The 17,690-nt window shown below is 39.6% G+C and carries 23 protein-coding genes; all 23 read left to right on the top strand.

The annotated features are described in order from the left end of the window. Positions 1–47: 47 nt before the first annotated feature. The 23 genes from OCV65_RS08580 (at position 48) to OCV65_RS08475 (ending at position 17,614) form a co-directional block, all read left to right on the top strand. Positions 48–374 carry a YdcP family protein gene (locus tag OCV65_RS08580; RefSeq protein ID WP_005340715.1) on the top strand — a complete coding sequence of 109 codons (327 nt, stop codon included), beginning with the start codon at positions 48–50 and terminating at the stop codon, positions 372–374. Positions 375–389: 15 nt separating this feature from the next. Further along, complete coding sequence (locus OCV65_RS08575; RefSeq protein ID WP_055297303.1) at positions 390–773, top strand: YdcP family protein; 384 nt, start codon at positions 390–392, stop codon at positions 771–773. Positions 774–855: 82 nt separating this feature from the next. Next, entirely contained in the window at positions 856–1,518 is a 663-nt protein-coding gene (locus OCV65_RS08570; RefSeq protein ID WP_028088146.1) for a response regulator transcription factor, read from the top strand. A gap of 89 nt (positions 1,519–1,607) precedes the next feature. After that, entirely contained in the window at positions 1,608–2,522 is a 915-nt protein-coding gene (locus tag OCV65_RS08565; RefSeq protein WP_021739605.1) for an ATP-binding cassette domain-containing protein, read from the top strand. Then, entirely contained in the window at positions 2,515–3,342 is an 828-nt protein-coding gene (locus OCV65_RS08560; protein WP_021739604.1) for an ABC transporter permease, read from the top strand. The genes OCV65_RS08565 and OCV65_RS08560 overlap by 8 nt, the downstream gene beginning before the upstream one ends. 11 nt (positions 3,343–3,353) lie before the next feature. After that, a complete protein-coding gene (locus tag OCV65_RS08555; RefSeq protein WP_416810579.1) occupies positions 3,354–4,244 on the top strand; it encodes a sensor histidine kinase in 891 nt (296 codons plus the stop codon). A gap of 71 nt (positions 4,245–4,315) precedes the next feature. After that, positions 4,316–5,710 (top strand): FtsK/SpoIIIE domain-containing protein, encoded by a 1,395-nt coding sequence (locus OCV65_RS08550; RefSeq protein ID WP_161234427.1) that lies wholly within the window; start codon positions 4,316–4,318, stop codon positions 5,708–5,710. Between the two features lie 182 nt (positions 5,711–5,892). Beyond that, complete coding sequence (gene mobT / locus OCV65_RS08545) at positions 5,893–7,089, top strand: MobT family relaxase (protein ID WP_262581746.1); 1,197 nt, start codon at positions 5,893–5,895, stop codon at positions 7,087–7,089. Positions 7,090–7,101: 12 nt separating this feature from the next. Further along, positions 7,102–7,236 (top strand): DUF3789 domain-containing protein, encoded by a 135-nt coding sequence (locus OCV65_RS08540; RefSeq protein ID WP_005340705.1) that lies wholly within the window; start codon positions 7,102–7,104, stop codon positions 7,234–7,236. Beyond that, positions 7,237–7,458 carry a hypothetical protein gene (locus OCV65_RS08535; RefSeq protein WP_002323342.1) on the top strand — a complete coding sequence of 74 codons (222 nt, stop codon included), beginning with the start codon at positions 7,237–7,239 and terminating at the stop codon, positions 7,456–7,458. It begins immediately after the preceding gene. Positions 7,459–7,536: 78 nt separating this feature from the next. Next, positions 7,537–7,866: a hypothetical protein gene (locus OCV65_RS08530; protein ID WP_008393087.1), complete on the top strand. Its 330-nt coding sequence runs from the start codon at positions 7,537–7,539 to the stop codon at positions 7,864–7,866. Further along, the gene (locus OCV65_RS13370; protein WP_330368318.1) at positions 7,797–8,042 is read left to right on the top strand and encodes a GNAT family N-acetyltransferase; all 246 of its coding nucleotides are present in this window, start codon (positions 7,797–7,799) and stop codon (positions 8,040–8,042) included. Before OCV65_RS08530 ends, OCV65_RS13370 begins: the two co-directional genes overlap by 70 nt. A 60-nt stretch (positions 8,043–8,102) precedes the next feature. Continuing rightward, positions 8,103–8,522, top strand: coding sequence for a nuclear transport factor 2 family protein (locus OCV65_RS08525; RefSeq protein ID WP_008393089.1), 420 nt, complete (start codon positions 8,103–8,105; stop codon positions 8,520–8,522). Between the two features lie 91 nt (positions 8,523–8,613). Continuing rightward, positions 8,614–8,910 carry a hypothetical protein gene (locus OCV65_RS08520; RefSeq protein ID WP_008393090.1) on the top strand — a complete coding sequence of 99 codons (297 nt, stop codon included), beginning with the start codon at positions 8,614–8,616 and terminating at the stop codon, positions 8,908–8,910. Beyond that, the gene (locus OCV65_RS08515) at positions 8,829–9,332 is read left to right on the top strand and encodes an antirestriction protein ArdA (protein ID WP_008393091.1); all 504 of its coding nucleotides are present in this window, start codon (positions 8,829–8,831) and stop codon (positions 9,330–9,332) included. The genes OCV65_RS08520 and OCV65_RS08515 overlap by 82 nt, the downstream gene beginning before the upstream one ends. Before the next feature lie 17 nt (positions 9,333–9,349). Continuing rightward, on the top strand, positions 9,350–9,853 hold the full coding sequence (locus OCV65_RS08510) for an antirestriction protein ArdA (protein ID WP_008393092.1): 504 nt from the start codon (positions 9,350–9,352) through the stop codon (positions 9,851–9,853). A 109-nt stretch (positions 9,854–9,962) separates the two neighbouring features. Continuing rightward, entirely contained in the window at positions 9,963–10,361 is a 399-nt protein-coding gene (locus OCV65_RS08505) for a conjugal transfer protein (RefSeq protein WP_003061368.1), read from the top strand. Further along, positions 10,339–12,789 carry a conjugal transfer ATPase TcpF gene (tcpF, locus tag OCV65_RS08500; RefSeq protein WP_008393095.1) on the top strand — a complete coding sequence of 817 codons (2,451 nt, stop codon included), beginning with the start codon at positions 10,339–10,341 and terminating at the stop codon, positions 12,787–12,789. The genes OCV65_RS08505 and tcpF overlap by 23 nt, the downstream gene beginning before the upstream one ends. Continuing rightward, the gene (locus OCV65_RS08495; protein WP_262581700.1) at positions 12,789–14,999 is read left to right on the top strand and encodes a CD3337/EF1877 family mobilome membrane protein; all 2,211 of its coding nucleotides are present in this window, start codon (positions 12,789–12,791) and stop codon (positions 14,997–14,999) included. Before tcpF ends, OCV65_RS08495 begins: the two co-directional genes overlap by 1 nt. Next, a complete protein-coding gene (locus tag OCV65_RS08490; protein WP_008393097.1) occupies positions 14,996–16,003 on the top strand; it encodes a C40 family peptidase in 1,008 nt (335 codons plus the stop codon). The genes OCV65_RS08495 and OCV65_RS08490 overlap by 4 nt, the downstream gene beginning before the upstream one ends. Positions 16,004–16,018: 15 nt before the next feature. Further along, positions 16,019–16,930 carry a conjugal transfer protein gene (locus OCV65_RS08485; RefSeq protein WP_055201491.1) on the top strand — a complete coding sequence of 304 codons (912 nt, stop codon included), beginning with the start codon at positions 16,019–16,021 and terminating at the stop codon, positions 16,928–16,930. 100 nt (positions 16,931–17,030) lie between these two features. Beyond that, on the top strand, positions 17,031–17,234 hold the full coding sequence (locus OCV65_RS08480) for a helix-turn-helix transcriptional regulator (RefSeq protein WP_039930565.1): 204 nt from the start codon (positions 17,031–17,033) through the stop codon (positions 17,232–17,234). Then, positions 17,231–17,614 (top strand): hypothetical protein, encoded by a 384-nt coding sequence (locus tag OCV65_RS08475; protein ID WP_262581699.1) that lies wholly within the window; start codon positions 17,231–17,233, stop codon positions 17,612–17,614. Before OCV65_RS08480 ends, OCV65_RS08475 begins: the two co-directional genes overlap by 4 nt. The last annotated feature ends 76 nt before the right edge of the window (positions 17,615–17,690 follow it).

The following is a 17,690-nucleotide window of genomic DNA, read 5'->3' as shown; positions in this document are numbered from 1 at the left end:
ACAATCAAAAAACTTATCAAAAATAGAAAGAAACGAGGTAAAACAATATGGAAATGAAATATGTCGTGCCAGATATGGCACAGTCTTTTGGAACTCTTGAATTTGCAGGCGAAAGCGACCATGTTTTTGACAGAGATAAAGATAACCGCAGATTTTTCGCAAGAAGAAGCTATAACCTTTATTCAGATGTGCAGAGAGGGGAAAATGTTGTGGTGGAAATTCCCGTGCAGGCTGGCGAAAAGCATTTCAAGTATGAACAGAAAGTAAAACTTGTCAATCCGAAGTTATACGGCAGAGGTTACGCAATCGGGGATATGGGACATACCGATTATGTGTTGCTTGCTGATGATATTGTAGCAGTTGAAGAAAAGTAAAGGAGTGAAGCATTTATGAGATTATCAAACGGGTTTGTTATTGACAAAGAGAAAACATTTGGAGAATTAAAATTTACAGCGGTGCGTGATGTGTTCTTGCAGAATGAGGACGGGACACCGAGTACCCAGCTTAAAAAGCGTATCTATGATTTGAAGTGCAGTCTGCATGGTGGAATTATCCCCGTGTCCGTACCGCCAGAAGTACCGTTAAGGGAATTTCCGTACAATGCAGTTGTGGAACTTGTCAATCCAGTAGCCGATACGGTATCACGAAAAACCTATACAGGTGCAGATGTGGACTGGTATGTAAAGGCAGAGGATATTGTGTTGAAGAATAAAGGCAATCAGAACGCAGGTAATCCACAGAACCCTACACCGCAGGGACAACAGAAAAAATAGGATTGCCGAGTAAAAATTATATTGTAGAGCATACTGCATAACGGTATAATTATTTCATATCAAATATAATGGAGTGATGAAAATGAAGCATATCTTAATTGTTGATGATGATATTCATATAAACAAAATGTTGGACGAAGTTTTAGTACATGAAAGATATATGGTTTCCCATGCTTACTCTGGTACAGAAGCATTATTATTTTTAGCAGATACAAAACCAGATTTGATTTTGCTAGACTTAATGTTACCGGGATTGTCTGGGGAAGAATTATTACCACAAATATCAGATATTCCCATTATTGTTATGAGTGCAAAAGTAGATGTTGAAGATAAGGTATCTCTTTTACTTGGTGGTGCAGTTGATTATGTTACTAAGCCTTTTGATACAAAAGAATTATTGGCAAGAATTACTGTTGCACTTAGAGTTAAAACACCCTCATTAAACAGAACATTAGAATTTGAAGATATTACATTGGATACATTTACTTATGAAGTGTTCATAGAGGACAAAAAAGTAAAACTGACGAGAACGGAATATGCTATTTTGAAATTGTTAATACAAAATCCGAAGCAAGTTATTGTAAAGTCATTTCTTTTAGAAAAAATTAGTGAGGACACACCAGACTGTACTGAAAGCTCATTAAAAATGCACATTAGTAATTTAAGAAAAAAACTTCGTGATATAAGTGGAAAAGATTATATTGAAGCTGTTTGGGGAATTGGATTTAAAATGAGAACAGAATAAATCTTTACTGTTTCTTTACTGTTTTCTTTACCGTTTTCTTTACTCTTACAAGATAGAATAACTATATCAGAAAACAGGAGGTAAAAATCATGGAATATGTTCTTAAAACAAATTCTTTATGTAAGAACTACGGGCATTTTAAAGCACTCAACGGCTTATCAATGAATGTGCCTAAAGGTTCGATTTATGGTCTTATCGGCAAAAACGGAGCAGGCAAAACAACTCTTATACGGTTGATATGTGGTTTACAAGAGCCTACATCTGGCGACTATGTTCTTTATGGCAAAAAGCACATAGATAAGGACATTACAAAATCTCGTCGCAGAATGGGAGCAATCGTAGAAACACCGTCAATTTATGTTGATTTAACAGCGTATGAAAATTTAAAGGAGCAATACAAAGTATTAGGTATTCCCTCTGATGATGGAATTTCCGAAATATTAAAATTAGTTGGTCTTGAAAATACGGGAAATAAAAAAACAAAAAATTTTTCTCTTGGTATGCGTCAAAGACTAGGTATTGCGGTTGCTCTTGCAGGTTCGCCAGATTTTCTCGTTCTTGATGAGCCAGTCAATGGACTTGACCCACAAGGAATTATAGAAATTAGGGAATTGATCTTGAAGCTCAATCAAGAACATGGAATTACCGTTTTGATTTCTAGTCATATATTAGACGAGCTATCAAAACTGGCAACATACTATGGCTTTATTGACAATGGTAAAATGATAAAACAGATTAGCTCTATTGAATTGGAAAGTAAATGCCGAAAATGTACTCATTTAAAAGTATCAAGCACAAAAACCCTTGCTTATGTTTTAGACACTATGAACATTGAATATAAAATACTTTCTAATACAGAAGCGGATATTTTTGAAAAAGTTAATATTTCAAAATTAACGACAGAATTATCCAAAAAAGATTGTGAAGTTATTTCGATACATGAACATGATGAAAGTTTAGAAAGTTATTTTGTTAGCTTGGTAGGGGGTGCAAGACATGAATAAATTATTATCTGCTAATTTCTTTCGATTAAGGAAAAATAAATGTTTTAGGGGTTCATTAGCTTTTATGTTTGTGATTGGAATAGCTAGCCCACTATTGAGATATAGGGATATGAAACAGTCTGGATATATCAATAATCTTGACAATGGATTTTTCATGTGTGCATTGTTCATAGGAATTATTCTTGCTGTATTTTGTAGTCTTTTTATCGGTACAGAACATAATGACGGAACAATCAGAAACAAAATTATCGTAGGACAGAAAAGAGAAACTATTTATTTATCAAATATGGTAACTTGTTCTATTATTGCAATTACAATGTGTATTGTGTTTTTTGTTCCGTATCTCAGCGTTGGAATTCCTTTACTTGGATTTTTTGTTGCTGATATGAAAATGATTGTAATGATAGGAATAACTGTCTTGGTTTTATCAGTTACATTTGCTTCTCTTTTCACACTTGTAGCAATGCTCTCTCAAAATAAAGCTATTATTGCAGTAGCTTGTATTCTATTTTCATTTGGGCTTTTGTTTGCTGGTGCAATGTGTAATAGAATGTTGGACGCTCCAAAAACTATTCCAGCTTATTCGATAGGAGAAAATGGAGAAAACACAGCTCAAGAAATGGAAAATCCAAAATATTTAGACGGAACAAAACGAGAAATTGTGCAATTCATTTATGATGTAAATCCAGGCGGTCAAGCAATTCAATGTTCAACAATGCAAGTTGTTAATTTAACACGATTGCCTATATATTCCTTAGTAATCGTTATACTTACAACTGGTGCAGGTGTTTGGATTTTCAAGAAAAAAGATTTAAAGTAAAGGAGTGAAAAATTATGCTATGGTTATGGCTTTTCATAAGTGGACTGATTTTAGTGATTGTCTTGTTACTTATCAAGATACATTTATTACGAAAATCTGCAAAAGAAATAGAATGTTCATTCGCTGAAAAGCTCATAACCGATAGTAATACTCTGATTGATATTTCAAGCAACGATAAATATATGTGTCATTTAGCAAATGAAATAAATATCCAGCTACGAAAGCTCCGAGCTGAACGCAGAAAATTTCAAAAAGGCGATATAGAATTAAAAAATGCTGTTACAAATGTTTCTCACGATTTACGCACACCGCTAACCGCAATATATGGCTATTTGGATTTACTTGAACAAGAAGAAAAAAGTGAAAAAGTGAATAGATATATTGCTGTCATAAAAAATCGTACAGAAATGCTAAAACAACTAACAGAAGAATTATTTCGTTATTCTGTGATTTTAACTTCAGAAGAAGATTTAAAAATTGAACCTATTACTATTAACAATGTATTAGAGGAAAGTATCGCTTCATTTTATACAATTTTAAAAGAAAAGCAAATTTCTCCTAAGATTATCATTCCACAGAAAAAGATAGTTCGTAATCTTGACCGTTCCGCATTATCAAGAATATTTGCAAATTTATTGAATAATGTGGTCAAGTACAGTAATGGTGATTTAGAAGTTACATTATTTGAAAATGGAGAAATTCATTTTATAAACCATGCTTCAAATTTGACTGAAATAGAAGTTGGAAAATTATTTGGCCGATTTTATACAGTTAATAATGCTAGAAATTCAACTGGACTGGGATTGTCTATTTCAAAAGCATTAGTTGAAAAGATGAATGGTACAATTTCAGCCGAGTATAACAATGAAATGCTTAATATTTGCATTGTGTTTGATTTGTGAAAATAACTTTTTATAGCAGTTAGTCTTATGATTGACTGCTTTTTTCGTACCCAGAAAGGAGTGATTGATTTATGCGTAAGATTTGGAATAAAGGACACCGTATCAGAGCCAGCGACAAGCACCTTGTTTACCATTTTTCCATAGGAACGCTTCTGTTTATATTTGTGGCGGTTCTCCTGCTACTGAATATGAAACAGCTCATGCGTACCGATTGGGAGCATTTCAGCTTGTTAGAGAATGGCTTGACACTCTCCCCTTACAACTTCATAACCATACTGATAGCGACTGGTGCTTGTGTATTGGTCGCTTTTCTGTATTACCGCTTCTGTTACGACAGTTTCAAGAAGCTCCTGCACCGTCAAAAGCTGGCAAGAATGGTGTTGGAAAATAAGTGGTATGAAGCCGATACCGTACAAGACAGCGGTTTTTTTACTGACCTGCAAAGCAGATCAAGGGAAAAAATCGTCTGGTTTCCGAAGATTTATTATCAAATGGAAAAGGGACTGCTCCATATCCGCTGTGAAATCACGTTGGGAAAATATCAAGACCAGCTTTTACGGTTAGAGGATAAATTGGAAAGTGGTTTGTATTGTGAGCTGACCGACAAGACCTTGCATGACGGATATATCGAATATACTCTGCTTTATGATATGATAGCGAACCGTATTACCATTGATGAAGTACGGGCAGAAAACGGCTGTCTAAAGCTGATGAAAAATCTTGTCTGGGAATATGACGCACTCCCTCACGCCCTTATCGCTGGTGGGACTGGTGGCGGTAAAACCTATTTTCTGCTGACGCTCATTGAAGCCCTACTGCATACTGACGCTATCCTTTACATTTTAGACCCTAAGAACAGCGACCTTGCAGACTTGGGAACAGTCATGCCTAATGTCTATCACACCAAAGAAGAAATGATTGAATGCGTCAATGCCTTTTATGAGGGCATGGTACGGCGAAGTGAGGAAATGAAGCAACACCCGAACTATAAGACGGGCGAAAACTACGCCTATCTGGGACTTCCACCCTGCTTTCTTATCTTTGATGAATATGTGGCGTTTTTTGAAATGTTGGGGACAAAAGAAAGCGTGAGCTTACTTAGCCAGTTAAAGAAAATCGTTATGTTAGGGCGACAAGCAGGTTATTTCCTTATTGTTGCCTGCCAGCGTCCAGACGCAAAGTATTTTTCAGATGGTATCAGAGATAACTTCAATTTCCGTGTGGGACTTGGGCGTATCAGCGAATTAGGTTACGGTATGCTGTTTGGTTCAGATGTGAAAAAGCAGTTTTTCCAGAAGCGTATCAAGGGGCGTGGCTATTGTGATGTGGGAACAAGTGTTATAAGTGAATTTTATACGCCTTTAGTCCCGAAAGGACATGATTTTTTGCAGACTATCGGTTCTCTTGCACAAGCAAGGCAGGACGTGACGGCGACGTGCGAAGCGAAAGGCGACGGCACGGACTAGCCGTTGCTGGTGTGGCGAAGCCACGCCAGCAGGTAAAACCCCTCGGTATCTAACAGAGGGGTACGTTTGCAAATAGACAATAGAGAAAAAACATAGGAAACATAAGGCTTCTGGCATGATTTCCTAGCAAAATTCAGTTGTGAAGTCGCCTTAAAAAACTTCACACTTTACAGATTGGGGGTATAGTTCTGAATGAAGAACAATGGATAAAAGAATTACGGGAGAAACGGATTGCTTACGGTATCTCACAAGGCAGGCTGGCGGTGGCTTCTGGTATCACAAGAGAATATCTCAATAAGATAGAAAGCGGAAAAATGAAGCCGTCAAAGGAGCTTTTGGAAACTCTGCATAAAGAACTGGCAAGGTTCAATCCAGAAGCACCGCTTACCATGCTGTTTGATTATGTGAAAATTCGTTTTCCCACGCTGGATATACAGCACATCATCAAAAATATATTAAAACTGAATATCAATTATATGCTCCATGAAGATTACGGGCGTTACAGCTATACGGAGCATTATTCTTTAGGGGACATCTTTATCTATACGTCGGCTGACGAAGAAAAAGGTGTCCTTTTAGAGTTAAAGGGGCGTGGTTGCAGGCAGTTTGAAAGTTACCTGCTGGCACAGCAAAGAAGCTGGTATGACTTCTTCATGGACGCACTCATAGACGGTGGCGTGATGAAGCGTATCGACCTTGCTATTAACGACCATACGGGCATTTTGGATATTCCAGAGCTTGCGGAAAAATGTAGGAAACGGGAATATATTGGAAAGTCCAGAAGCTATAAGTTTTACCAGTCGGGCGAACTTATCAAGCACAGAGAGGACGACAGAGAATATATGGGGCGTACCCTTTATCTTGGTTCGCTGAAATCAGATGTGTATTTCTGTATCTATGAAAAGGACTATGAGCAGTACGTCAAGTTAGGGACACCGCTGGAAGAAGCCGACGTTATCAACCGTTTTGAGATACGGCTTAGAAATGAACGTGCCTATTATGCAGTACGGGATTTGCTGACCTACTATGACGCAGAGCAGACCGCCTTTTCTATCATCAACCAGTATGTGCGGTTTGTTGATGAAGAACCGGACAAGCGGAAAAATGACTGGAAACTCAATGACCGCTGGGCTTGGTTTATCGGCGATAACAGACAGAGTTTGAAGCTGACGACAAAGCCAGAGCCTTACACCTTAGACCGTACATTGCGGTGGGTACAAAGGCAGGTAGCACCGACCTTGAAAATGCTGAAAAAGATTGATAAAGGAAACGGTACAGACTACATGGAAACAATCGAACAGCAGGCAAAGCTCACAGAAAAGCATGAAATGATAATCAAACAGCAGACGACCCCTGCAAAAGATTTAGTAGAAAGTTAGGAGTGATAAAAAATGTGGGTATTATTAAAAGACTTCCTGCTGGTATCTATGGGAATGGGTATCGGCGTAGTCTTGATGTGTATTTTGAATGTTGGCAAAGAAGCTGACTATGAAATGAAACAATTAGAAGAAAGCGAGGACAATTAAATGAATTTCGGACAAAATTTATATCAATGGTTTTTATCAAACGCACAGAGCTTAGTGCTTATGGCGATTGTGGTTATCGGTATCTACTTAGGGTTCAAGCGTGAGTTTTCCAAACTTATCGGCTTCTTGGTAGTTGCCTTAATTGCTGTCGGCTTGGTGTTCAATGCTGGCGGTGTGAAAGATGTACTGTTAGAGCTGTTCAATAAAATTATTGGTGCATAAAATTTTATTGTGGTGCTGATATGAGAATGGTATAATTTAGAATATGAAATAAAGTGAATACGATTTGAGGTTGAAAATATGATTATTTATAGCAATTTGGAAATCAATAGAATAAAAGATTTTTGGGAGTTATTAAATTGTTTAGATACTGAAACAGATTACATGATGTACGAACCAAATGAAAGAAAAGCGAAAACTACTGTTCAAGAATTAAAATTAGATATTCAAGACAATGTAATTCAAGGTTTTGATTTTTTGCAGGTGGCAACAAAAAATGACAAAATAGTTGGTTATATTAGAGCAGAAAGAGGAAAATTTGAAAGAAATTTTCATACGGCATATATTGTTATAGGTATCTTAAAAAATATAGAGGAAAAGGTATTGGAACTACTTTTTTTAATAATTTAGATTTATGGGCTAAAACAAATAATATTGTCCGTTTGGAACTGACAGTTGAATGTTGTAATAATACTGCAAAAAATTTGTATGAAAAAAATGGTTTTAAAATTGAAGGAATAAGAAAAAAATCAATGTTTGTTGCTGGTTCCTTTGTTGATGAGTTTTATATGGCAAAAATTCTATAAAATAAATTTTCAACTTCATTATTTACAAAGTAATTGGGCTTAGGATTGAGGTGTTTTATTATGAATGAGAGAGAAAAAATCATTCGCTTATGGTTCGATATGTGGCTTAAACAGCAAGATTTAGGAATGGATAAAATTTTTACAGAAGATGTTGTTTATACGGAAAGCTGGTGTCCTAAATATGAAAATCTTAAAACAGTAAAACATTGGTTTAATGAATGGAATACTCGTGGTAAAGTCATTATTTGGGATATTAAACAGTTCTTTCATAAAGAAAATCAAACTGTCGTAGAATGGTATTTTAAAAATGAAATGAATACGGGAAGTGTTGAAGAATTTGACGGTATTTCCTTAATTGAATGGACAGAAGATAACAAAATCAAATCATTAAAAGAATATGGTTGCAATTTGAATAACTACAATCCATATCAGCACAGCGATAACCCTCAATTTAGAAATGAAAAAATAAGCTGGTTTTAAAACTTAATCAAATTATATCTATACACACAAAGCAGTTAGTCTTAGGATTGACTGCTTTTTTCTTACCTAAATTTCAGATTGGAGTGACGAAATGAACGATATTTTTAAGGATATGCAGGCGAAAGTCGGCTGTGAATACATTTCCGACCTGCCCTCTTACAAGCGTAAGGTGTGGCAGGAAATGAAACGACTGAACCCTGCCGATTATGAAGAAAGACAGTTAGAAGATTTTTCTAAATATGTGTTTGGTATGTCGTACCAGACCTTAAAAGATGTGATGAAACAACAGAGAGGACGTGAGGAACAATGCAGGAAACAAGGGTGCTGGTGGAAACGAAAGGAACAACTGGCGAAGAAACAATATCATACTGGTTCGACCTGCCGATAGATGTTGCAGAGTTTGAAGAAAAGTTAGGTATCGGTGCAGAAAGTGGGGATTACCTCATTATCGAAAAGGTAGTACCCTTTGCTGATGAAGTCCACGAACATACAAGCGTGTACCAGCTCAACGAATTAGATTTTATGTACCGCCAGCTTTCAAGTGATATGCAGGAAGAATATGTATCACTTCTTACCGTATATGAAAATTTAGAAGCACTTTATATTTGCAGGAATGTGATTACGGTTTATCCCAACTGCAAAAGCATGATTGATGTTGCAAGGCAAAAGCTGATGAACGACCCGACGTTCAAACATCTGTCCGAGGACTGTCAAGCATACTACTTTGACTTTGAAGCCTACGCTTCTCACTTACTGGAAAATAGACGCTATCTTGTAACGGAACACGCTGTCTTTGAACTGCCAGAGTAGGAAATGAGGTGGTGCTTATGATTGATGATATGGCGGTTTACATTGCTAATCTTGGCAAATACAATGAGGGCTATTTAGTCGGTGCTTGGTTCACATTTCCCATTGACGAGGAAGATGTGAAAGAAAAAATTGGCTTGAATGAACAGTACGAGGAATACGCAATCCATGATACTGACAACTTCCCCATTGCGATTGGCGAGTATGTTTCCATTGAAGAACTTAATGAGATGTATGAAATGATAGAGGAACTTCCCGACTATATCGTAGAGTGTCTGGACGAATTTATCAGCCACTACGGGACGCTGGAAGAAGTCGTGGAACACAAGGACGATATTTATTATTATCCCGACTGTGAAACTATGACAGACGTTGCCTATTACTACATAGACGAATTGCAGGCACTTGGGGATATTCCAGCCAGCTTACAGAACTACATTGACTATGAAGCCTACGGGCGAGATTTGGATATGGGCGGTTGCTTCATTGAAACAAGCCGAGGTATGTGCGAGATACCATATTAACGCTGGAAGATCAGCGACAAGCATTGTTGCTACTGACAGCATATTTCTCTTTTAAGGGACAGTCTGAAACATGGCTGTCCCTTTCTATTTTGAAAGGAGCTGAAAGAACTTGAAAAAGATTAAATCTTATACGGGTATCTGGAACGTGGAAAAAGTCTTATATGCAATCAATGACTTTAACTTGCCCTTTCCCGTTACCTTTACGCAGATTACATGGTTTGTGATTACGGAATTTATCATCATTCTGTTTGGGGATATTCCCCCACTTTCCATGATTGAGGGAGCATTTCTCAAATACTTCGGTATTCCCGTTGCTCTCACTTGGTTTATGTCGCAGAAAACTTTTGACGGAAAGAAGCCGTACAGCTTTTTGAAATCACAGATAACTTATGCCCTGCGACCGAAAATCACTTATGCAGGAAAAGCCGTAAAACTGCATAAGCAGATACTCAATGAAACAATCACGGCAGTAAGGAGTGTGAACTATGTTCCCGATAAAATATATTGACAATAACCTTGTCTGGAACAAGGACAATGAGGTGTTCGCTTACTATGAGCTGATACCGTACAACTATTCTTTCTTATCCGCAGAGCAGAAATTTATTGTGCATGACAGCTTTCGCCAGCTTATCGCACAGTCCCGTGAGGGTAAAATTCATGCCTTGCAGATTGCCACGGAAAGCTCAATCCGCAGTATGCAGGAGCAGTCAAAGAAACTGGTAACGGGGAAACTTCGTGAGGTGGCAGTCCAGAAAATAGACGAACAGACCGAAGCGTTAGTATCTATGATTGGGGACAATCAAGTGGACTACCGCTTTTTTCTTGGCTTTAAGCTCATGGTTACAGAAGAACAACTCAATCTGAAGAATATTAAAAAATCGGCATGGCTGACGTTCACGGAATTTCTCCATGAAGTGAACCACACGCTGATGAATGATTTTGTTTCCATGCCGAATGATGAAATCAACCGCTACATGAAAATGGAAAAGTTACTGGAAAACAAAATCTCCCGTCGTTTCAAGGTGCGTCGCTTGGAAATCAATGATTTTGGGTATCTCATGGAACATCTTTACGGCAGGGACGGTATCGCCTATGAAGATTATGAGTACCAGCTACCCAAAAAGAAATTGAACAAAGAAACGCTGATAAAATACTACGACCTTATCCGTCCGACAAGGTGTGTGATTGAGGAAAGCCAGCGGTATTTACGTTTGGAGCATGAGAACAAGGAAAGCTATGTGTCCTATTTTACCGTCAATGCGATTGTAGGCGAGCTTGATTTTCCCTCAAGTGAAATCTTCTATTTCCAGCAACAGCAATTCACATTCCCCGTTGATACGTCCATGAATGTAGAAATCGTGGAGAACCGAAAAGCATTAACAACCGTCCGCAACAAGAAAAAGGAACTGAAAGACCTTGATAACCACGCCTATCAAGCAGGAAGTGAAACCAGTTCAAATGTGGTGGACGCATTAGACAGCGTGGACGAGCTGGAAACAGACTTAGACCAGACAAAAGAAAGTATGTATAAGTTAAGCTACGTCATACGGGTGTCTGCACCCGATCTTGACGAGCTGAAACGCCGTTGTGATGAAGTCAAGGACTTTTACGACGACCTCAATGTAAAGCTGGTGCGTCCTGCTGGGGATATGCTGGGGCTTCATTCTGAATTTTTACCTGCCAGCAAGCGATATATCAATGATTATGTGCAGTATGTAAAATCAGATTTTCTAGCAGGGCTTGGCTTTGGAGCAACACAACAATTAGGGGAAACTACGGGTATCTATATGGGCTATTCCGTTGATACGGGAAGAAATGTGTACCTGCAACCGTCCCTTGCCAGTCAAGGTGTAAAAGGTACAGTTACAAATGCCCTTGCTTCTGCTTTTGTCGGTTCGCTTGGCGGTGGGAAATCGTTCTGTAACAATCTTCTGGTATATTATGCGGTGCTGTTTGGCGGTCAAGCAGTCATTTTAGACCCCAAAGCCGAGAGAGGCAACTGGAAAGAAACGCTCCCAGAAATCGCCCATGAAATCAATATCGTAAACTTAACCAGCGACAAGGACAACGCAGGACTTCTTGACCCATTCGTGATTATGAAGAATGTAAAAGACGCTGAAAGTCTGGCAATCGACATCTTGACATTTTTAACGGGTATTTCTTCAAGGGACGGCGAAAAATTCCCCGTACTTCGTAAGGCGGTGCGTTCCGTTACCCAAAGCGACAGTCGGGGCTTGCTCCATGTGATAGACGAGCTACGCCGTGAAGATACACCCATATCAAGAAATATCGCAGACCATATCGACAGCTTCACAGACTACGACTTTGCACACCTGCTGTTTTCAGATGGTACGGTGGAAAATGCAATCAGCCTTGATAACCAGCTCAATATCATTCAAGTAGCCGACCTTGTGTTACCAGATAAGGACACGACCTTTGAGGAATACACAACCATTGAATTGTTGTCGGTGTCTATGCTGATTGTGATTAGTACCTTTGCTTTAGATTTTATTCACAGCGACCGTTCTATCTTCAAAATCGTAGACCTTGACGAAGCGTGGGCGTTCTTAAATGTGGCACAAGGAGAAACGCTCTCTAACAAGCTGGTTCGTGCTGGACGAGCTATGCAGGCAGGCGTTTATTTCGTTACACAATCTTCTGGGGACGTGTCAAAGGAAAGTCTGAAAAACAATATCGGCTTAAAATTCGCTTTCCGTTCTACTGACATCAACGAGATAAAACAGACCTTAGAATTTTTCGGTATCGACAAGGACGACGAAAACAACCAGAAACGCTTGCGTGATTTGGAGAACGGACAATGCTTATTGCAGGACTTATACGGGCGTGTCGGTGTGGTGCAGATACACCCAGTCTTTGAAGAACTGCTACACGCTTTTGATACCAGACCGCCCGTACAGAGAAATGAGGTGGAGTGATGAAAGAAAGGATAAAAGGTGCGTTCACAAAAAAGAAGATTTTCCACTTTCTCAAAATGGCTCTGTTCGTGGTGGCACTCTCCCTTATCCTGCTTTCACTTCTGGGGACGGTGGCTCATGCGACGGGGCTTGTGGACGATATCATAAACGCAGAAAATCTTTATTCAAAATATCCCCTTTCCAACTACCAGCTTGATTTTTATGTAGATAATAGCTGGTCATGGCTTCCGTGGAACTGGCTGGACGGTATCGGAAAATCGGTACAATACGGGCTGTACTGCATTACCAACTTTGTCTGGACTATCAGTTTGTATTTGAGTAATGCAACGGGCTATGTGGTGCAGGAAGCCTATAAGCTGGACTTCATCAACGATATGGCAGACAGTATCGGGAAAAGCATACAGACCCTTGCAGGTGTAACACAGAACGGTTTTTCCAGTTCTGGCTTCTATATTGGTTTCCTGCTTCTCATTATCTTAGTGGTGGGAATTTATGTTGCTTATACGGGACTGATAAAAAGAGAAACCAGCAAGGCACTTCACGCTGTTATCAACTTTGTGGTGGTGTTCATTCTGTCCGCTTCATTTATTGCCTACGCTCCCGACTACATCAAGAAGATAAATGAATTTTCATCAGACATCAGCACCGCTTCTTTGGACTTGGGAACAAAAATCATGCTCCCCAACTCTGACAGCGAGGGCAAGGACAGCGTGGACTTGATACGGGACAGCTTATTTTCCATTCAAGTGGAACAGCCGTGGTTACTCTTACAATTCGGGAACAGCAACGCAGAGGAAATCGGAACAGACCGTGTAGAAGCTCTTGTATCGGCAAGCCCAGAGGACGAGGACGGGAAAACCAGAGAGGAAGTCGTGAAAACAGAAATCGAGGACAACGACAACAACAATCTGACGATACCGCAGGTAGTGAACCGTTTGGGTATGGTGTTTTTCCTCTTGTTCTTCAACTTGGGTATCACAATATTTGTATTCTTGCTTACGGGCATGATGTTGTTCAGCCAGATACTTTTTATTATCTTCGCAATGTTTTTACCTATCAGTTTTCTACTTTCCATGATACCGAGCTATGAAAGCATGGTAAAACAGGCAATCGTGAGGGTGTTTAATACCATTATGACACGGGCAGGAATCACGCTCATTGTAACGGTGGCGTTCAGCATTTCCAGTATGTTTTATAACATTTCCACGGACTATCCGTTCTTCATGGTGGCGTTCTTGCAGATAGTATGTTTTGCTGGTATCTATATGAAGCTGGGCGATTTAATGAGTATGTTCTCTTTGAACGCTAACGACAGTCAAAGCATGGGACGCAGGATATTCCGCAGACCGTATCTGTTTATGCGGCATAGGGCTAGGTGTATGGAACACCGTATTGCAAGGGCGGTAAGTGCTGGCGGTATTTCGGGCGGTGTCGCTGGTGCGGTGGCTGGAAGTGCCGTTGCTGGCAAGAGGGCTGAAAGAAAAAATACCGCTTCTAAAGAAAATCGGGGCAATACCACTTCCAGCGTGGGACAGCGTGCAGGCTCAAAGGTGGGTGCTGTCTTAGATACGAAAAATAAAGTGAAAGACAAGGCAAACGCTGTCAAAGAAAACATCAAGGATATGCCGACACAGACCGCTTATGCGGTGTATTCCGCAAAGGAAAAGGCAAAGTCCAGCGTGTCTGACTTTAAGCGTGGCATGGTGCAGGAACAGCAGTCCAGACAGACGGGACGATTGGAAAGACAGGAACAGCATAGACAAAATATCGCTGACAAGCGTATGGAGCTTCAAAAGGCACAAGAAGCAAGGCAGGCACAGCGAAAGGCTGACGGATCAGCGACAACGGGAGCTACCCGTCCCCATGAGCGACCAGCCACAGCTTCAACCATTCCAAAGCCGAGTGTGGAAAAAATGCAGGAAGTCAAACGCCCTGCCACAGCGACCACTTCAAAGATAAGTGAGCCAGTCAAGACAACTGTTATCAAAGAGCGTCCGTTATCTTCTGGTGCTTCTGATAAGAAAGCGACCCAGTCGGCACAGCCAGTACATAGGCAGAATGTAGAAAAAGTGGTATCGCAGGAAACACGCCAGAATTACAAAGCAGAGCGTACCACAAAGGCACAGACCTTTGAACAATCAAAGCGTACAACGGAACATACCGAAAAGAACCGTAACCTTGTAATGAAGAAAGGACAGAAGAAAAAATGAAACTGAAACATATCGCTCTTATTGGCAGTCTGTTTCCTATCCTCTTTTCTCTGGTGCTGTTCTTTGGTGTCCTCATTAGTGCGGACAGCGACGACGAAAACAGCAACTTTTCTGCTGGCATTACGGGTATGAATTTATCCGCAGAAGTTTTGAAACATCAGCCTATGGTGGAAAAATACGCCAGAGAAAACGGTATCTCCGAGTATGTCAATGTGCTACTTGCTATCATTCAAGTAGAAAGTGGCGGTACGGCAGAAGATGTTATGCAGAGTTCGGAAAGTTTGGGACTACCACCCAACTCTTTAGATACAGAAAGTTCAATCAAGCAGGGGTGTAAATATTTTGCGTCCCTGCTTTCTTCCTGCCAAAATCAAGGTATCGACGACTTGAATGTAGCGATACAGTCCTATAATTATGGCGGTGGTTATGTGGGATATGTGGCAGGAAAAGGAAAGAAATATACCTTTAATCTTGCAGAGAGCTTCGCCCGTGAGAAATCGGGTGGAAAGAAAGTAACCTACACCAACCCGATAGCCGTTGCAAAGAACGGGGGCTGGCGGTATGGCTATGGAAATATGTTCTATGTGGAATTAGTCAATCAGTATTTAACTGTTCCGCAGGTATCGGGAGAGCTGGCACAAAAGGTAATGAATGAAGCGTTAAAATATCAAGGCTGGAAATATGTGTATGGCGGTAGCAATCCCAACACTTCCTTTGACTGCTCGGGACTGACGCAATGGTGTTATGGAAAAGCTGGTATCTCCTTACCGAGAACAGCACAAGCACAATATGACGCTACCCAACATCTTCCGCTTTCGCAGGCAAAGGCTGGGGACTTGGTGTTTTTCCATTCTACCTATAACGCTGGTACTTATGTAACGCACGTTGCAATTTATGTAGGGAATAACCAGATATATCATGCAGGCGACCCGATAGGATATGCAGACCTAAGTAGTAGTTACTGGCAACAGCACTTAATCGGTGCAGGACGAGTAAAACAATAGAAAGGACTTGAAAATATGTTTAAGAAGAATAAGAAACAAACAGAAACTATCAAAGAACCAAAAGAAAAAAAGGTGCGTACTGTTAAGGTAGGCACACATAAGAAAACCGTGATTGCGTTGTGGGTGGTGCTTATCGCAAGCGTAAGCTTTGGAGTGTATAAGAATTTTACGGCTATCGACCAGCACACCACCCATGAAAAAGAAATCATTGAGCTTCGCTTGCAGGACACCAACGGGATTGAAAATTTCGTGAAGAATTTTGCGAAGTCCTACTACACATGGAATAACAGCAAAGAAGCGATTGAAGCAAGGACGCAGGCAATCAACGGTTATCTGACAAAGGAATTGCAGGACTTGAATGTTGATACAATCAGAACGGATATACCGACCAGCTCCACGGTTACAAATGTGATTGTATGGAGTATTGAACAGTCGGGAACGGACACTTTTTCTGCTACCTACGAAGTAGATCAGCAGATAAAAGAGGGAGAACAGACAAGCAATGTGAAAGCAACCTATACCGTAAAAGTCCATGTAGACGCTGACGGGGATATGGTAATCGTTCAGAACCCTACCCTTGCACCAGCAATCGAAAAATCAGACTATGAGCCTAAAACACCAGAAGCAGACGCAAGCGTGGACGCTGATGCCGTAAATGACGCTACCTCATTTTTGGAAACATTCTTTAAGCTCTACCCGACAGCTACAGAAAAAGAACTTGCTTACTATGTATCGGGAAATGTGCTTGAACCTATCGGCAGGGACTACTTTTATTCTGAATTGGTAAACCCTATCTTTATAAAGGACGGCGACAATGTAAAAGTCAAGGTTGCCGTGAAGTTCCTTGATAATCAGACAAAAGCGACGCAAGTATCGCAGTATGAGCTTGTATTACATAAGGATAGCAACTGGAAGATTGTAGGTTAATAAAATATGGAAAGTTTGCTTGACATTCTTTGCTCGCAGGAGTATCATAAGATTAGAAAAGGAAAGTAAACTTTCCATTTGTTCAAGAAAGGGGTATGTTGTGAAAAATCGTTTAGAAGAATTACGAAAACAAAGAGGTATTAAACAAGAAGATTTAGCGACTGCTCTTGAAGTATCTCGTCAAACAATAGGCTCTTTAGAAAATGGACGCTACAATCCCTCTATTATGTTAGCCTTTAAAATTGCAAGGTACTTTCAAATGAGCATTGAAGAAATTTTTATTTATGAGGAGGAAAGTAAATGAAGCATAAGATACAAAAAGTAGAATTATTTGTCGGTGTAATAGTTCTTTTAGGTGGTTTACTAACTTATGGTTTAGGAGTACATCAACTATTACCTGTACCTCGTCCAGATTTGGTTGTCTATGGTACAACACTTATTGGAATAATATTGATTTTAATGGGGTGTGATATATTCAGTAAGCCGACAAAAGAAATGCAAATATTAGAAAATGATGAAAGAAATATCGCAATTACTAATGCTTCTCTTGCGAATGCTTATAAAGTAACACTTACATTATTGGTTCTTGTATTATTTGCTCTTATCTTTATGGGATATATGAGTAAAGTTGTATTTTTTTCGATAGTAGGAGTTATTGCTATGATGTTGTATCATAAAAGTTGACACCCTATTCTCAAGGATTTTGATATATAATTATAATCAATACGAGAACAGGAGAAATAACCTATGGCACAGAATC

Source organism: Dorea ammoniilytica (genome assembly GCF_025567415.1).
Classification (GTDB): Bacteria; Bacillota; Clostridia; order Lachnospirales; family Lachnospiraceae; genus Claveliimonas; species Claveliimonas ammoniilytica.
This window is presented reverse-complemented; position numbering and strand designations above follow the sequence as displayed.

Excerpts from the sequence above, each read along its gene's own strand:
- OCV65_RS08580 (WP_005340715.1), top strand. The coding sequence starts at position 48 with ATGGAAATGAAATATGTCGTGCCAGATATGGCACAGTCTTTTGGAACT.
- OCV65_RS08575 (WP_055297303.1), top strand. The coding sequence starts at position 390 with ATGAGATTATCAAACGGGTTTGTTATTGACAAAGAGAAAACATTTGGA.
- OCV65_RS08570 (WP_028088146.1), top strand. The coding sequence starts at position 856 with ATGAAGCATATCTTAATTGTTGATGATGATATTCATATAAACAAAATG.
- OCV65_RS08565 (WP_021739605.1), top strand. The coding sequence starts at position 1,608 with ATGGAATATGTTCTTAAAACAAATTCTTTATGTAAGAACTACGGGCAT.
- OCV65_RS08560 (WP_021739604.1), top strand. The coding sequence starts at position 2,515 with ATGAATAAATTATTATCTGCTAATTTCTTTCGATTAAGGAAAAATAAA.
- OCV65_RS08550 (WP_161234427.1), top strand. The coding sequence starts at position 4,316 with ATGCGTAAGATTTGGAATAAAGGACACCGTATCAGAGCCAGCGACAAG.
- OCV65_RS08540 (WP_005340705.1), top strand. The coding sequence starts at position 7,102 with ATGTGGGTATTATTAAAAGACTTCCTGCTGGTATCTATGGGAATGGGT.
- OCV65_RS08535 (WP_002323342.1), top strand. The coding sequence starts at position 7,237 with ATGAATTTCGGACAAAATTTATATCAATGGTTTTTATCAAACGCACAG.
- OCV65_RS08530 (WP_008393087.1), top strand. The coding sequence starts at position 7,537 with ATGATTATTTATAGCAATTTGGAAATCAATAGAATAAAAGATTTTTGG.
- OCV65_RS08525 (WP_008393089.1), top strand. The coding sequence starts at position 8,103 with ATGAATGAGAGAGAAAAAATCATTCGCTTATGGTTCGATATGTGGCTT.
- OCV65_RS08520 (WP_008393090.1), top strand. The coding sequence starts at position 8,614 with ATGAACGATATTTTTAAGGATATGCAGGCGAAAGTCGGCTGTGAATAC.
- OCV65_RS08515 (WP_008393091.1), top strand. The coding sequence starts at position 8,829 with ATGCAGGAAACAAGGGTGCTGGTGGAAACGAAAGGAACAACTGGCGAA.
- OCV65_RS08510 (WP_008393092.1), top strand. The coding sequence starts at position 9,350 with ATGATTGATGATATGGCGGTTTACATTGCTAATCTTGGCAAATACAAT.
- tcpF (WP_008393095.1), top strand. The coding sequence starts at position 10,339 with ATGTTCCCGATAAAATATATTGACAATAACCTTGTCTGGAACAAGGAC.
- OCV65_RS08495 (WP_262581700.1), top strand. The coding sequence starts at position 12,789 with ATGAAAGAAAGGATAAAAGGTGCGTTCACAAAAAAGAAGATTTTCCAC.
- OCV65_RS08490 (WP_008393097.1), top strand. The coding sequence starts at position 14,996 with ATGAAACTGAAACATATCGCTCTTATTGGCAGTCTGTTTCCTATCCTC.
- OCV65_RS08485 (WP_055201491.1), top strand. The coding sequence starts at position 16,019 with ATGTTTAAGAAGAATAAGAAACAAACAGAAACTATCAAAGAACCAAAA.
- OCV65_RS08475 (WP_262581699.1), top strand. The coding sequence starts at position 17,231 with ATGAAGCATAAGATACAAAAAGTAGAATTATTTGTCGGTGTAATAGTT.